The following is a 15,379-nucleotide window of genomic DNA, read 5'->3' on the forward strand; positions in this document are numbered from 1 at the left end:
TGACCGGAACCTCAAGAAAAGGTCCGGATTTAATTGTGTCTTCAAGCTGATAGATGGTCGTTCGCAGTTCAAAAATATATACATATTACGTTTCTTGAGTGTAATGTTCAGAAAACGAATGGTGGAGGGATAGAATGGAAAAGACCCAGGACGCGAAGATTGTCGATCTCGCGATACGATTGCTCTTTCTCGGATTATTCCTCTACAGCGCCCTGGTCATGGTGGCCCCGCTTGCAAGCGTCGTCATCTGGGCAACGATCCTTTGCGTCGCGCTCTACCCGGCATTTGATTGGTTGCAATCCAAGCTCGGAGGACGAAAGAAGCTTGCGGCGACAATCTTGGTATTGTTGGGCCTTGTGCTGACGCTTGGGCCAGTCGCAACCGCAGTGTCTGGTGCTGCCGAACTCGGGTCCGAATTTGCGGAACAGGCGGACAAGGGCGAGCTGAAAATTCCACCCGCACCCGAGGGTATCAAGGAATTGCCACTGATCGGAAGCAAGATTGCCGATGTGTGGGGCTTGTTTGAGCGGAATCTGGATGGTGCGCTTGCAAAATATGGCGCGCAAATCCTGGAGATTACAAAGTCGCTTTTCGGCAAAGTGCTAGGGATTGGTATTGGACTACTGGGTCTTGCGCTTTCAGTCTTGATAATGGGTGCATTGTTCAGCCCCGGGCCAAACCTGGTCCAAGGCCTCCAGCGCTTTGCCAACCGTGTTTTCGCACCCCGAGGCGGCGAGTTTGTAACTCTGGCCGGTGCCACGATCCGCAATGTGACAAAAGGCGTGATCGGGGTGGCTGCCATTCAGGCGGTCGTCGTCTGGCTCTTGTTGGTGCTGTTCGGGATCAACTCGGCCGCCACGCTCGCTTTCATCTGTCTGATCCTTTCAATTATCCAAATCGGACCCGGCTTGGTTCTTTTGCCCGTGATCATCTACGCCTGGAGCTCAATGTCCGGCGGAACTGCGTTGATCTTCACCATACTGGCTGTCCCGGTCACGATAATGGACAGCTTCTTGCGGCCTGTGTTCATCTCAAAAGGACTTGAGACGCCCATGCTTGTGATCCTCATCGGGGTTCTTGGAGGCATGATGGCCTACGGATTGATCGGAATTTTCATGGGGCCGGTTTTGTTCGCCGTCTTCTATGAATTGTTCAAGGTCTGGATTGACGTTTCACCAGACGCCGAAGGCACCGCTGAAGGAGCGGTAGAATGAGGAAAACGATTTGGTCGACACTGGCCGTCATTCTCATCTTTCTGATCTGGTATTTGGTTGCGGATCGAAAAACGCCGTTTACTGGAAACGCCAGAGTGAAGGCCGTGGCGACCCAGATCGTCCCCCAGGTGACCGGCACTGTGACCGAAGTTCTGGTCGAGAATGGTCAGGTCGTTTCCGCCGGAGATGTCCTTGTCCGGATCGATGCGCGCCCCTACGAGATTCAGCGCGACAAGGCAGAAGCTGACCTCGAAGCTGCCACTCAAGAAGTGGGTGCATCCTCGGCAGAGGTAAGAGCGGCACAAGCCAAATTAGCAAGGGCCGAGAGCGATCTTGATACGATGCGCATCCAGACTGAACGCGTTTTTGCGCTGGAAAAGAAAGGGCTGATTGCCGTCTCAAAGGCCGATGATGCCAGAGGGCAACTGGCAGAGTCTGAGGCAAACTATGAGAACGCAAAAGCGGATCTGGAAAAAGCAAAGCAGCGGCTTGGTGAAGATGGGATTGAAAACCCGAAGATCCAGCGCGCGTTGGCGGCCTTGGCGGATGCGGAACTGAACCTTGAATGGACCGAACTGCGTGCCCCGGCGACAGGTGTGATCTCAAATCTGTTGATAGCCCCCGGAACGTATGCGCGATCCGGCCAGGATCTGTTGACGTTTCTGGATGCAACCGACGTCTGGATCGAGGCGTATTTTACAGAAAACAACCTGGGACGAGCCTCGGTGGGGTCTCCGGTAGATGTGGTGTTGGATATGCATCCCGGTCAGATCATTCCGGGTGTTATTGAGAGCTTTAGCGCTGCCGTGTCTTTGAGCGGCGGTGATGAGCCAGGGCAATTGGCGAGCCCACCAAGCACCAAGGGATTTTTGCGCGAGCCGGAAAGGTTTCCGGTCAGGATTGTTCTACCCGGCTATGAAGCGGGAAGTACCGAAGATGATCTTCGCTTTCAACTGAACGGGCAGGCAGATGTGATTATGTATCTAAGTGACAATTCGCTGCTGAATCTTGTCGGCCGCACTTACATCCGGGTGGTTTCAATTCTGTCCTATGCGTACTGACGACAAACATTCGATCACCCGGCTTGCGCTGGGTGTCACTGGCGTCTTTTCCTTGGGTTTGTTTCTTGGGTGGCCGCTTGCTGTCGTCGGGGCGGTGTTCACTGCTCTTTTTCTTCAGGCGCCTGCAGCATTGCCTTTGGCGGCATTTGGTAAGCTGTTTGTCTTCTCAATTGGATTGATGTTCATTTCATTCCTGGTGTCGTCAATCTTCTCACCCTATCCTCTTGTGTTCCTCATCCTCGTGGCCATTGGAATAATCCTCTCTTTCATGTGGTCAGTTTCCGGTGCCGGAGTATTGCCGGGTGTCATCGCCCTAATGGGGGCGTTGATGATTCCGAACCTAGTTCTGCAATCACAGGATCTGGCTCTGTTGCTCGTGTATTGGATACCGTTGAACCTGCTTTTCGCCGGGTTCGTCTCGACACTGATGTTCATGCTGATACCTGCTGAACCTCAGTCGGCAGCCCAGCAGAAGGCCGCAACGTCGCCGGATTTCGACCCACATCGCCGCATAGTCAGAATGTCCCTTGTCACAGTTCCGTTTGCTATCGCATTCTTTGTTTCCGGCGCGTCTGCGTTACTGGTTCTGTTCTTTGTCGCACTACTGAGTCAGCAGCTTGCGGCGATGCCCGCTGCGGGTAAGACGGTTGCCAAAGCCATGCTGACGGCAAACCTCCTCGGGGCGGCAGTTTCTATCATATGCTATGAAATAAACGTCATAGCTCCGGTTGTTCTGACGCCCATTCTGCTGTGTTTTTTCTTTTGTCTTGCACTTGGCGTGCTTGGGAAATCTCAAGTCCCGCTCGCCGCTGCCGCCGGCTCTGCCATTACAACGGCATTGATCGTATATGGCGGGTCGGTTGCGCCATTTTCAGACGAAGCTGACGTCAAGAGCATCACTCGAGTATTGCAAGTTGCCAGCGCCGCTTTCTTTGTAATCATCGCATATGTCGTGGTGGACGAATTCTGGCCGGAAAAAAAGCGCAACGCGACTCTATGAAATTTTCTGCGACAAGTCTTGGCACGGAAACCAATACAAATCCCAGTTTGAGCACTTCAATTTAGACTAACTGAGCCGAGGAAGCGCAATTTGCAACGTCAGCGCCTTCCCCTTAGACGCGCGTCATATTGGGGTATTGCGATGTCTCGCTCATCTCTCCGGCTGTCAATAAGCTCGGGCTTTCTCTCAACGCTATTAGACAAAACCCTGCCGACGGCCGCGTTACCGGTGGTCAAGCCGAGCCCATACCAACAGCCAATTCCAGGTATCAGCGCTAGACTGTTACGGCCTGCATTAGCTGGTCACGCGACACGTCTTCCCTAGTGCCGTTGATCAGGACTTCCCCGCGTCGCAGCGCGATAAATCTGTCCGCAAGATCATAAGCGAAATCGAAGTATTGCTCGACCAGGATGATTGCCATTCCGCTGGTCGTTCTGAGGTGTCGGATGACTTCGCCTATTTGTTGGATGATGTTGGGCTGAATGCCTTCGGTCGGCTCGTCCAACAGCAGCAGGCGTGGCCGCGTGATCAATGCCCGCGCGATTGCCAGCTGCTGTTGCTGACCACCAGAAAGGTCTCCTCCGCGCCGGTGTTGCATTTGTTTAAGAACCGGGAACATATCAAAAATTTCATCTGTCACGAAACGTTCGCTGGCGGGCAGGCAGGAGAAACCTGTTTCAAGATTTTCGCGGACCGAGAGCAAAGGGAAAATCTCGCGGCCCTGAGGGACATAGGCCACGCCTTTCCAGGCCATCAGATGAGCAGGCAAAACACCCAGTTTCTTGCCGTCGAGTTCCATATTGCCACCCGAACGCGGATGCGTACCTGATATTGCTTTCATCAGGCTGGTTTTCCCGACACCGTTGGTCCCCATCACGCAGGTTACTTCACCTTGTCTGGCTTCCATGGAAATCCCGTTGAGGATTTGCGAATGCCCATAATGTAGAGTCAGATCGGTCAGCTTCAGCATTGTTTAACGCCCCAGATATACGTCAATAACGTCCTGATTAGATGTCACATGATCAAGACTGCCCTCGGCCAGGACAGACCCTTCGTGCAGAACCGTGACTTTGCAATTCAAACGCCGGACAAACTCCATATCATGTTCCACCACGACAACGGCGCGGGTTCTGGCAGCCTGAACCAGCAAGTCGGTTGTGTGTTCGCGCTCGAGCGGGGTCATGCCGGCGGCAGGTTCGTCCACCAACAAGAGACGTGGCTCCTGGGCCAGCAGCATGCCGATTTCCAGCCACTGCTTTTGACCGTGGCTCAGTTCGCCAGCTTTGCGGCTTAAGTCCTGTTGCAGGCCGATTTCGGCGGCCAGATCTTCAACTTTCTGCAAATCGCCTGCGGAGGTTCGATAAAAGAGCACGTGCAGCCAGCCACGTTTGTCCTTAAGTGCCATCAGCAGGTTGTCGTGCACAGTTTGGTCTTCAAAAACCGTTGGTTTTTGAAATTTCCGTCCGATCCCGGCCTGCGCAATCTTTGCTTCCGACATTCCCAACAAAGGTACGGATTTCTTTCCCCAGATGACGCGTCCCTCATCGGGCCGGGTCTTGCCTGTGATGATGTCCATGAACGTGGTCTTTCCTGCCCCGTTTGGACCGATCACGGCGCGAAGCTCGGTCTCGCCGATCCGGAACGACAAGTTGTTGATGGCTCGGAAACCGTCGAAAGTGACCGAAACACCGCTAACCTCAAGCAGAGTATTCATTCGATTGCCTCCTTTTCACGCAGCGCGCCGTCATCAGGGCCTAAGTTGGCACCGTGGCGATCAGGGTGTCGCCGGTTGCTCCAGATATCGAATAAGCCGCCTATTCCCTGGGGGGCAAACAGGGTAACCAGAACGAAGGATACGCCCAGCAGCACCTGCCACCAGTCGACCCATTTGATCGTGTAGAAACCCAGTGGGATATCCGGGGCCTGCCCGCCCGTGAACCATGTGCTGAGCAGGCTGACGAACGCCGCGCCGATGACCGCTCCATACAGGCGGCCCCGCCCGCCGATGGCGACCCATACGGCCAGATAGATAGACGCGATCGGGGCCATTTCCTCGGGATTGATGATGCCCGCCTGCGGGTAATAGAGCGCGCCCGCGATGGCCGCGATGCAAGCGGTCAGGGTGAACACGGTCAGTTTGTAGACTTCGACGGAATAGCCAAGGAACCGCACGCGTGCCTCGTTGTCGCGGATGCCCCGTATGACTGAGCCAAACTTGCCTGAGACGATCCAAGCCGCCAAGATGTAGCCCAGCCCCAAAACCAGAGCGGAGGCCCAGAGGAACCAGATAGACACCACGTCTTGCGAAGCGGTGACATTCGGCAGGTTCTGCAGACCGGACAGGCCGTTGTTGCCGCGCAAGCCGCTGTCGTTCTGAAACAGATACAGGGCCAGCGCCAAGGTCATTGCTTGGGTCAGGATCGACAGATACACGCCAGTAACGCGGCTGCGGAAGGCGAGCCAACCGAAGATCAACGCCAATAGCCCGGGCACCAGAACGACCATCGCCAATTGCAATGCCAGACTGCCCGAAAAGGCCCAGATCAGCGGAAATTCTGACGATCCGACCACGCCAAAGATTTGTGTGCCGATGGCGTCCACGACCTCGGCAGGTGTCGGCGGGATTTCGGATTGTGAGAGCGACTCGACCACGATCAAACGCGTACGCTCGTACATCAGCCACATGCCGATCATGTAGCCGCCCAGCCCGAAAAAAGCGAAATGGCCAAGCGAGAGGATGCCCGCGAAGCCCCAGACCAGATCCATCGCCACAGCGATCAGGCACAGGCACAGGGTCTTGCCCAGCGTCTTGACGAAACTGGTCGAGATCACGCCGATCCCAAACCCTTCGGAAAGGACGGTCACCCCGAGGGTGAACAACGACAGGATGGCGAGAAAGACCAGAACGGATGGGTTCTTGGCGACAAAGCTGCGTTCCATGGATCAGTCCCCCGCCGCGCGGCCTTTGAGGGCGATGATGCCCCTTGGCCTGAACTGGATGAAAATGATGATGAAGACGATCATGTAGGTTTGCGCGGCAAGGGTGTTCGATGGGTTTGTCCACTCGATTCCTTTCTGCAAGAAGCCGATCATCCCAGCCCCCGCCAGCGCACCCCAGATATTGCCGACGCCGCCGACTACCACGGTCATGAAGCTTTGCACGATATAGTCGCTGCCCAGATCGGACGTGACTTTGGCGAATAGGCCAATCGCGACCCCGGCAATCCCGGCGATACCGGACCCAAGTCCAAAGGTCAGCATGTTCACGCGCCCGGGATTGATCCCCATCGACGCCGCCATGCGCGGGTTCTGCGTCACCGCGCGCATCTCAAGCCCCAGCCTTGTCCGTTTCATGATGTAGAGGAACAGCCCCAAGAAGATCATCGCCAACACAAAGATCGCTATGCGGATGTAGCTGATCGAGACCACGTCGTTCAGCACCCATGCCCCGTCCAGCCAGCCGGGCGCGGTCAGCGGCCGGGCCTGCGTGCCAAAGATGTTCTTGGCCAGTTGTTGCAGGGCAATCGAGATACCAAACGTCGCCAGAAGTGTCTCCAGCGGGCGGGCATAAAGCCAGCGGATCACCAGCCGCTCCATCGCGACGCCCATGGCAAATGTCACTGCAAAGGCCATGGGGATTGCCACGATGATCGAGAATGTGTGGTCAGGGATGATCTGTTGCACCACATATCCGGTATAGGCGCCCATCATGATGAACTCACCATGTGCCATGTTGATCACACCCATCACGCCGAAAGTAATGGCCAAACCGATTGCCGCGAGGAAATAGATCGAAGCCAGAGAAATCGCGTCCAGCGTCAGGTCGAGCGTTTGGTTCACGCCAACTTTCAGCTCGATCTGTTCCAGAGCCCTCTCGGCTGCTTCGGTAACCTCGAAGGGCGGCTCGCTGTAGGTTTCGTAGAAAACATGCGTGTCAATTGCGGTGGCGACATCTGCGCTGGTTACTAAGTCTGGAACAAGCCCCGCATCAGCCAGAGAGGCATATGCACGCGCTCGCATTTCATCTGAATTCAGCTGAGCGACGGGAATACCACCTGCGCGACCCCCATCGATATTGGCTGCCAGTGCCGCTCTGATGTCGTCCGCTGAAACACGCGGTGCGGCAAGGTTTCTTGCGACGAGCAAGTCATACGCTTGGTCAGACGTTAGACCGTGTGAGCCCGGTTCAAGAATAGCGGCGACGTTCAGGTCCGTGGGCAATTCGGCTGCCGCGTGCCGGGAGGTGACAACCAAAGGGTTCAGAGCCGCACGCACATCAACGCTCAGATCGCCGGACATTTCTTCGATCGCGGCCACGCGGGTTGCGGTATCGTCGTCAAATCCAATCGTCAGCAATCGTTCAAGCCGCTGTTTCTGAGCCTTCAGATCTGCATCAGGTTCATTGGAAATCGACGCACGTAGGGGCTCCAGTAAGGCTCCTTGGGGATCACGCTGGATCGACTGCAATGCGGCCAGACGCTTCGCGCGATCCGGGTCCGTCAGCTGGAACTGGACCAGGGCTGTTCTGATCATAGCGCGGATACCACTGTTGGGTTTCAGCTGCTTCAACTCGGATTTCTCGAACGTGCCGACGACGTCACCTGTATCGAAGTCGGTCAGTTCATACGACCGCCCCTCACCTTTCTGGCCAGAAAAGAACAGACCGTCAGACTTGCGTATCCACATGTCCTTGGCGGCCCATGTCTCAAGCATCACCTGCGCCTGAGGCAATCCGCTGGATGCAATCGCATCGATCGCCGGCTTGATGGTTTTGCGCGAGCTTTTGGCGATGATCTCACGATGTTCCTGAAGGATCGGTTGCAGACCGGTGTCTTGCGCGTTGGCGGTCAGGCAGGTGCAAAGAATTGCGAGTCCCGCGAGGTAAAGTCTTAACATGTAGGGAAACCTGGTTGTCTTGAAACAAGGCGGGTGGTGACACCCGCCTTTCAGGAGGCTTAGTAGTTCGACAGGGTCTGAACGCAGGTCTTGGTCTCGGTGTTGTACATACCGCAACCCAGTTCTTTCCAATCCGATACCAGAACCGCCGATTCCGGAAGGAAATCAGTCCACGCGTCACCCGGCACAACGTCGGTCTCGCTGATGATGTCGAATTGCCCATCGTCCTGGATCTCACCAATCAGAACCGGCTTGGCCAGGTGGTGGTTCGGCAGCATCACAGCGGTGCCACCGGTCAGGTTCGGGAACTCCTGCCCGTACATTGCGGCGCGCACGGCATCGACTTCTGTCGAGCCGGCTTCGGTCGCGGCGTTCAGCCACATGTTGAAACCGATGTAGTGCGCCTCCATCGGGTCGTTGGTCACGCGGTCTTTGCCCATGGTGGCTTTCCAGGTCTCAACGAACTCGGCGTTGGCGTCCGTGTCAGCCGACTGAAAGTAGTTCCATGCGGCCAGATGACCCACAAGGTTGGTGGTATCCAAGCCCGACAGTTCCTCTTCCCCGACCGAGAATGCCACGACCGGAATGTCATCTGCCGACACGCCAGCCGCCGCCAATTCCTTATAGAAGCCGATATTGGCGTCACCATTGATGGTCGAGATCACACCGACCTTCTTACCATCTGCGCCCAGCGCGACCACATCAGCCACAATCTTGGACCAGTCGGAATGGCCAAAGGGGGTGTAATTGACGAAGATGTCGTCATCCGCGACGCCCTTCTGCTTCAGATAGCTTTCAAGGATATTATTGGTCGTCCTGGGATAGACGTAGTCTGTTCCAAGCAACGCAAATTTCTCGACCCCGAGTTCCTCAAGGAAGTAATCGGTTGCAGGGATCGCCTGCTGGTTCGGGGCAGCACCGGTATAGAAGACGTTTTTCGAGCTTTCTTCGCCCTCATACTGAACAGGATAGAACAGCAGACCGTTCAGTTCTTCGATCACAGGCAGAACCGATTTGCGGCTCACCGATGTCCAGTTGCCAAAGATCACATCCACCTCGTGTACCGTCAGCAGCTCGCGCGCTTTTTCGGCAAACAGGGGCCAGTCCGAGGCCGGATCAACGACAACCGCCTCAAGCTGTTTACCCAACAGCCCGCCCTTGGCGTTTTGCTGGTCGATCAGCATCAGCATGGTGTCTTTTAGCGTCGTCTCCGAGATTGCCATCGTGCCTGAAAGCGAATGCAGCACGCCAACCTTGATCGTGTCTTCGTCCGACAAGGCTGCGGTGGCCATGACAGCAAATACAGCCGATCCGGCGAGCGTGGATTTGAGCGATTTCATGTAATCCTCCTGGCGGGGCCGGGAGAGAGGGCTTGCACAAAGGCACACTCTTCTTCTACCTGATCCCCGCAACTGTTGTTGCGTTTACGTGTGGCGGTTGTGTTCGAGGTCCAATTCGCGCAGCCGTCACACACCCTGCGAACTCTCTCCGCTTTGGGCACCCATACGGTTTCTGCATTGCAGCGAAGTTAGCAATATGCCTGCGGGGTATATTCGGAATTTGGCAGTCAGTGCCTAATTTTTTGGCTACCGGGCGCGACGCCGTCCAAAATTTGAGCGGATGACGTGGAATATGACCGTTTACTGCACTGTAAATTAGTCTTCCGACGCGTCAGCAGAGAAATAGAGAGCGCCAAACGACAGTCAAAAGGTGCCCTATTTCCCAAGCAGCAGCCATATTGCCTTTCCAGGACACAACGCCACCGCGCGCCATAGGTTCTGTTAGCTTACGCACCAAGCCGCTGGCCAATAGGAGTGTGATCGACAGGTTTCACCAGTCCGGCTCATTCAGGTGCCTGTTTCCCAGAGCCACGACACCTGATCTGGATGCGGTTCTTCTGAATACGGCCGGTGGTGTGACCGGAGGCGATTCATTCCGGTTTTCCGGGACAGCCGCCGAGAGCACCGCACTGACGCTAACAACACAAGCCTGCGAGCGCGTCTACAAGGCACGACCTGACGAGTTTGGACGGATAGCCAGTCACGTGACAGTCGAGACAGGAGCGCGTCTGAACTGGTTGCCGCAAGAGACGATACTGTTCAATGGCAGTGCCCTGGACCGACGCCTCAGGATCGATCTGGCCCCGAATTCCGAGGCGCTGATGGTTGAACCTTTGGTGTTCGGGCGCTCGGCCATGGGCGAAATGCTGACCGGCATCCGTCTGCGTGATCAGGTCGAAATTAGGCGCGACGGAATTCCGGTGTTTCTGGATGCGCTGCGGTTTTCCGGTGATTGGCACGCGCACCTGTCCAAGCCGCATATTGCCAGTGGCGCAAAGGCCATGGCGCTGATCGTCTTGGCGTCCGGGTCCGCCGAAGCTCATCTGGAGCCCATCCGTCAAATGTTGCCCGACACTGCAGGCGCGACCCTGATCCGCAATGATCTGCTGGTCATTCGTGTACTCGCCGAAAACAGCTTTACCCTGCGCCAAACGCTGATGCCAGTCTTGCGCAGGTTGAACAACGACACGCTGCCCCGATGCTGGATGCTCTGACATGAACCTGACACCTCGTGAAAAAGACAAACTGCTGGTCGCCATGGCCGCCGAGGTCGCCCGCAAACGGCTGGCTCGCGGCGTCAAACTGAACCACCCCGAGGCCATCGCCCTGATCACCGACGCAGTGGTCGAGGGCGCGCGCGATGGCCGCTCGGTCGCCGACATGATGCAAGCTGGGGCCGAAGTGATCACCCGAGATCAGTGCATGGAAGGCGTGCCCGAGATGATCCACGAGGTGCAGGTCGAGGCCACTTTTCCGGATGGCACCAAGCTGGTGACTGTCCATAACCCGATCCGCTAATTTTCCAAGGAGTTCCCGATGTACCGCATGCTGTTTCCCGCTCTTGTTCTGGCCGGCCCAGCCATGGCCCATACGGATACCCATTTTCATGCCCATGGCAGTGATTACGCGATGTTTGCATCTGGGCTGGCATTGATCGCGGTCATTGCCATTACAGTGATGATGAAGCGGCCGAAATGATCCCGGGTGAGGTCATACCTGCCGAAGGTTCACTGACGCTCAACGCAGGACGCAGCAGTCGTTTGGTAATCGTCGCCAATACCGGTGACCGGCCAGTGCAGGTCGGCAGCCACTACCATTTTGCCGAAGCAAACTCCGCCCTGGATTTTGATCGCTACGCGGCCTTGGGGATGCGATTGGACATCCCGGCAGGAACAGCTGTGCGATTTGAGCCGGGCCAGGCTCGCGAGGTTATGCTGGTCCCTTATGACGGGCGCCGGCACATCTATGGATTCAATATGCACATCATGGGGGCTTTGAAAGATGCCGGGCAAGATCAGCCGGAGTGACTATGCCTCGATGTTCGGCCCCACGGTCGGCGACAAAGTAAGATTGGCAGATACCGATCTATTTATCGAGGTCGAAAGAGACCTGATCGTTGAACGGGCAACGGCAGCGCGTTTCAGCGAGACCGGGCACCGCCAAGACGTCTATGGCGAAGAGGTCAAGTTCGGCGGTGGCAAGGTCATTCGCGATGGGATGGGGCAATCTCAGGTCACGCGAGCCGAAGGGGCGGTGGATACGGTAATCACCAATGCGCTGATCGTCGATCACTCCGGTATCTTCAAAGCGGATGTCGGGCTGAAAGACGGGCGCATCGCCAAGATCGGCAAAGCCGGAAACCCCGATACCCAACCGGGCGTCGACATCATCATCGGTCCAGGCACCGAGGCCATCGCTGGCGAAGGTCGCATCCTGACAGCAGGCGGGTTTGACAGCCACATCCACTTCATCTGCCCGCAGCAGATCGAAGACGCGCTGCATTCCGGCCTGACAACTATGTTGGGTGGCGGCACTGGCCCCGCGCATGGCACGCTGGCAACCACTTGCACACCCGGACCCTGGCATATCGGGCGGATGCTGCAGGCGGCCGATGCTTTCCCGATGAACCTTGCCTTTGCGGGCAAGGGAAATGCCTCGCTTCCTGCTGGGCTGGAGGAACAGATCAAGGCCGGGGCCTGTGCCCTGAAGCTGCACGAAGACTGGGGCACCACCCCTGCGGCCATCGACTGCTGCCTGTCGGTCGCCGACGCAATGGACGTTCAGGTGATGATCCACACCGACACACTGAACGAATCCGGGTTTGTGGAAAACACCGTGGCCGCCATGAAAGGCCGCACGATCCATGCCTTCCACACCGAAGGCGCAGGTGGCGGCCATGCACCCGACATCATCAAGATTTGTGGCGAGAACCACGTTCTGCCCTCGTCAACCAATCCAACGCGGCCCTTCACCGTGAACACGGTCGAAGAGCATCTGGATATGCTGATGGTCTGCCATCACCTCGACAAATCCATTCCAGAAGACGTGGCCTTTGCCGAAAGCCGCATTCGGCGCGAGACGATTGCGGCCGAGGATATCCTGCACGACATGGGGGCTTTCTCGATCATCGCCTCCGACAGCCAGGCCATGGGCCGGGTCGGAGAGGTCTTGATCCGAACGTGGCAGACCGCTGACAAGATGAAGAAACAGCGTGGTCGCCTGCCCGAGGAAACCGGTGAGAACGACAATTTCCGCGTTCGCCGCTACATCGCGAAATACACCATCAACCCGGCCATTGCCCATGGTCTGAGCCACGAAATCGGAAGTATCGAAGAAGGCAAACGTGCTGACCTCGTGCTGTGGAACCCGGCCTTTTTTGGGGTGAAGCCCGAGATGGTTTTGCTGGGTGGCACTATCGCCTGCGCGCAGATGGGTGATCCCAACGCGTCGATCCCCACACCGCAGCCGGTCTATAGCCGCCCGATGTTTGGCGCTTACGGGCGGTCGGTTGAAAACTCAGCGATCACATTTGTTTCGCAGGCCGCACAGGCGGAGGGGATCGGGGATACGCTCGGATTGGCGAAACAGACGGTTGCTGTCGAAAACACACGTAAGATCGGCAAGCAGGATCTTCTGCTGAACAACGCAACCCCACAGGTCGAAGTCGACCCGGAAACCTATGAGGTCCGGGCAGACGGCGAATTGCTGACCTGCCAACCCGCCGAAACGCTGCCGATGGCACAACGATACTTTTTGTTCTGATCAAAAAATGCGCCGCGCCGCGGCACGTTCAACGCAGAATTGACCAGACACACTCATGAGCGAGGCCAATATGACAAATATCAAATCCCACGGGGGGACCAACGATCGCGAGGGTCCAAATGGCACACGCAGCAACCCATCTAAACGCAGGCTTTACGCTGCCCGGTATGATCACATACATCGGGTCGTCAATTTACTCGGCCCTGATCAGCTTGGCCGATGCTCAATCTCGCGTCCGGCACGTCGCATTCCTAAAATCGCTCGGCAACGAAGAGTCGAAGAACCATGGCCCGACACGCGAACGAGTCGTTCATCTGGTATTTTCGGACACAATCTGGCCCTGACCATTCCCGCTAACAAGGAGGTGATGGCATGACCGCCCTGCTCTGTACTGCGCGCCAGTATTCGGATCACACGCACAGCGATCCGGCAGACTGCCTCTCACTGACCTATGATGACCGCTTTTTGCGGCGCAAGGTTCTGACATGCGAGAGTGGCGAACAGATTCTCATCGATCTCGCACAAACCACCTCGTTGAACCACGGCGGCGCGTTGGTTCTGGACGACGGTCGCGAAGTGGAAATACAGGCCGCGCCCGAAGCTCTGCTGCAGGTAACGGCACCGGACCTGACGCGCATCGCATGGCATATCGGCAATCGCCACACGCCATGTCAGATCGAAGAGGATCGCCTGTTGATCCAGGTCGATCACGTTATCCGAGACATGCTTCTGAAAATCGGGGCTACGGTGCGAGAGGTGCAGGAACCGTTCACCCCGGAAGGCGGAGCTTATGGCCACGGCAGGACCCATGGCCACGCCCACTGACGCCGATATCCTGACGCTGACCCAATGGTTGTCTCCTGCCTATCCCGTTGGCGGCTTTGCCTATTCCCACGGGCTGGAGGCTGCAATCGAAGATGGAACCGTCAACAGTTCACCAGACACAGAAGCCTGGATTTCAGATGTGCTGGCGCATGGTTCCGGGTGGAATGATGCATTGTTCGTTGTGGCGGGCTTCCATGCGCAAGACAAAGATGAATTGTTCGATATCGATGCCATCGCTCGGGCCTTTTGCGCATCATCCGAACGGCTCATGGAGACCGAGCTGCTGGGGCAGGCATTTGGATCAGTTACCCGAGACGTCTGGGAGTTGGACCTAGCTCAATTCACCTACCCGGTCGCTGTGGGTCGGGCCGCAAGACTGCAAAATCTTCCTGTGCTGCTGACAACCAAAATATTCTTACAAGCATTTGCAAGCAACCTTGTCGCATGTGGAACACGCCTTGTGCCGTTTGGGCAGACGGATGCTCAGAAATTGATCCGCCAACTGACCCCGCTCTGCGCTCAGATCGCCGAACGAGCACAAAAAGCATGTCTGGACGAGTTAAGCTCGACCGCGTTCTTAACGGACATCGCGTCGATGAAACACGAAACACAATATTCGAGGATATTCCGCACATGACGAGTATGAACGGCCCCCTTCGCGTGGGCATTGGTGGCCCGGTCGGAGCTGGCAAGACCACGCTAACCGCCGCCTTGTCCGAAGCCTTGCGCGACGTTTGTTCGCTGGGCGTCATCACCAATGACATTTATACGCAAGAAGATGCCGAAGCACTGATGCGTATGCAGGTCCTGTCGCGTGACAGGATCATCGGCGTCGAAACCGGCGGTTGCCCACACACAGCAATTCGCGAGGACGCCTCGATCAATTTAGCGGCCGTCGCCGAAATGCAGCAACGCCATCCTGATCTCGACCTGGTGTTGATTGAAAGCGGTGGCGACAATCTATCGGCCACATTCAGCCCGGAATTGGCGGATATGACGATCTACGTGATCGATGTCGCGGCAGGCGAGGAAATCCCCAGGAAAGGTGGGCCCGCAATTACGAAATCAGACATCCTTGTAATCAACAAAACCGACCTGGCGCCGCATGTTGGCGCTTCGTTGGAGGTTATGGAACGTGATGCAAAAAAAATGCGCAAAGGGCGACCCTTTTTGTTTTCGTCACTTCGTCACAGAAATGGGGTCGATGCAATTGTGAAGCTGCTTGTCGATGGAGGGGGTCTGAGGATTTCGGAAGCGAGCTAGTTCCGCCGACAAAGCCAA

Annotated in this window: 17 protein-coding genes; 12 read left to right on the forward strand and 5 right to left on the reverse strand. The window is 56.4% G+C overall.

The window, feature by feature from the left end; all coding sequences use genetic code 11:
* The first annotated feature begins 134 nt into the window (after positions 1 to 134).
* From ACR0JA_RS19905 to ACR0JA_RS19915, 3 genes are read left to right on the forward strand one after another with little or no spacing between them, the layout of a single operon-like run.
* A complete protein-coding gene (locus ACR0JA_RS19905) occupies positions 135 to 1,214 on the forward strand; it encodes an AI-2E family transporter (protein ID WP_480578805.1) in 1,080 nt (359 codons plus the stop codon).
* Entirely contained in the window at positions 1,211 to 2,275 is a 1,065-nt protein-coding gene (locus ACR0JA_RS19910) for an HlyD family secretion protein (RefSeq protein ID WP_480578807.1), read from the forward strand. The genes ACR0JA_RS19905 and ACR0JA_RS19910 overlap by 4 nt, the downstream gene beginning before the upstream one ends.
* Positions 2,265 to 3,275 (forward strand): DUF2955 domain-containing protein, encoded by a 1,011-nt coding sequence (locus ACR0JA_RS19915; protein ID WP_480578809.1) that lies wholly within the window; start codon positions 2,265 to 2,267, stop codon positions 3,273 to 3,275. Before ACR0JA_RS19910 ends, ACR0JA_RS19915 begins: the two co-directional genes overlap by 11 nt.
* Positions 3,276 to 3,549: 274 nt before the next feature.
* Here the strand turns inward: ACR0JA_RS19915 and urtE are convergent, their stop codons facing one another.
* Genes urtE through urtA form a run of 5 tightly spaced genes read right to left on the reverse strand, consistent with a single transcriptional unit; the run spans position 3,550 to position 9,511 of the window.
* Positions 3,550 to 4,245, reverse strand: a complete 696-nt coding sequence (gene urtE, locus ACR0JA_RS19920) for an urea ABC transporter ATP-binding subunit UrtE (protein WP_480578811.1) — start codon at positions 4,243 to 4,245, stop codon at positions 3,550 to 3,552.
* A 3-nt stretch (positions 4,246 to 4,248) separates the two neighbouring features.
* Positions 4,249 to 4,989, reverse strand: coding sequence for an urea ABC transporter ATP-binding protein UrtD (urtD, locus tag ACR0JA_RS19925; RefSeq protein WP_480578813.1), 741 nt, complete (start codon positions 4,987 to 4,989; stop codon positions 4,249 to 4,251).
* Positions 4,986 to 6,215 (reverse strand): urea ABC transporter permease subunit UrtC, encoded by a 1,230-nt coding sequence (gene urtC / locus ACR0JA_RS19930; RefSeq protein WP_480578815.1) that lies wholly within the window; start codon positions 6,213 to 6,215, stop codon positions 4,986 to 4,988. The genes urtD and urtC overlap by 4 nt, the downstream gene beginning before the upstream one ends.
* Positions 6,216 to 6,218: 3 nt before the next feature.
* Positions 6,219 to 8,171, reverse strand: coding sequence for an urea ABC transporter permease subunit UrtB (gene urtB, locus ACR0JA_RS19935; RefSeq protein WP_480578817.1), 1,953 nt, complete (start codon positions 8,169 to 8,171; stop codon positions 6,219 to 6,221).
* Positions 8,172 to 8,230: 59 nt separating this feature from the next.
* On the reverse strand, positions 8,231 to 9,511 hold the full coding sequence (urtA, locus tag ACR0JA_RS19940; protein ID WP_480578819.1) for an urea ABC transporter substrate-binding protein: 1,281 nt from the start codon (positions 9,509 to 9,511) through the stop codon (positions 8,231 to 8,233).
* A gap of 476 nt (positions 9,512 to 9,987) precedes the next feature.
* Here urtA and ACR0JA_RS19945 point away from each other — a divergent pair, with 476 nt between their 5' ends.
* From ACR0JA_RS19945 to ureG, 9 genes are all read left to right on the forward strand, one after another.
* A complete protein-coding gene (locus ACR0JA_RS19945) occupies positions 9,988 to 10,725 on the forward strand; it encodes an urease accessory protein UreD (protein WP_480578821.1) in 738 nt (245 codons plus the stop codon).
* Position 10,726: 1 nt separating this feature from the next.
* Complete coding sequence (locus tag ACR0JA_RS19950) at positions 10,727 to 11,029, forward strand: urease subunit gamma (protein WP_171095445.1); 303 nt, start codon at positions 10,727 to 10,729, stop codon at positions 11,027 to 11,029.
* An 18-nt stretch (positions 11,030 to 11,047) separates the two neighbouring features.
* Complete coding sequence (locus tag ACR0JA_RS19955) at positions 11,048 to 11,209, forward strand: hypothetical protein (protein WP_480578824.1); 162 nt, start codon at positions 11,048 to 11,050, stop codon at positions 11,207 to 11,209.
* A complete protein-coding gene (locus ACR0JA_RS19960) occupies positions 11,206 to 11,538 on the forward strand; it encodes an urease subunit beta (RefSeq protein ID WP_480578826.1) in 333 nt (110 codons plus the stop codon). The genes ACR0JA_RS19955 and ACR0JA_RS19960 overlap by 4 nt, the downstream gene beginning before the upstream one ends.
* Entirely contained in the window at positions 11,513 to 13,273 is a 1,761-nt protein-coding gene (ureC, locus tag ACR0JA_RS19965) for an urease subunit alpha (RefSeq protein ID WP_480578828.1), read from the forward strand. The genes ACR0JA_RS19960 and ureC overlap by 26 nt, the downstream gene beginning before the upstream one ends.
* A gap of 119 nt (positions 13,274 to 13,392) precedes the next feature.
* Complete coding sequence (locus ACR0JA_RS19970; RefSeq protein WP_480578830.1) at positions 13,393 to 13,617, forward strand: hypothetical protein; 225 nt, start codon at positions 13,393 to 13,395, stop codon at positions 13,615 to 13,617.
* A 28-nt stretch (positions 13,618 to 13,645) separates the two neighbouring features.
* Positions 13,646 to 14,098, forward strand: a complete 453-nt coding sequence (gene ureE, locus ACR0JA_RS19975; RefSeq protein WP_480578832.1) for an urease accessory protein UreE — start codon at positions 13,646 to 13,648, stop codon at positions 14,096 to 14,098.
* On the forward strand, positions 14,082 to 14,735 hold the full coding sequence (locus ACR0JA_RS19980; protein ID WP_480578834.1) for an urease accessory protein UreF: 654 nt from the start codon (positions 14,082 to 14,084) through the stop codon (positions 14,733 to 14,735). Before ureE ends, ACR0JA_RS19980 begins: the two co-directional genes overlap by 17 nt.
* Positions 14,732 to 15,361: an urease accessory protein UreG gene (gene ureG, locus ACR0JA_RS19985; RefSeq protein ID WP_480578836.1), complete on the forward strand. Its 630-nt coding sequence runs from the start codon at positions 14,732 to 14,734 to the stop codon at positions 15,359 to 15,361. Before ACR0JA_RS19980 ends, ureG begins: the two co-directional genes overlap by 4 nt.
* Positions 15,362 to 15,379: the final 18 nt, after the last annotated feature.

It is taken from the genome of Ruegeria sp. AM4 (assembly GCF_056540665.1).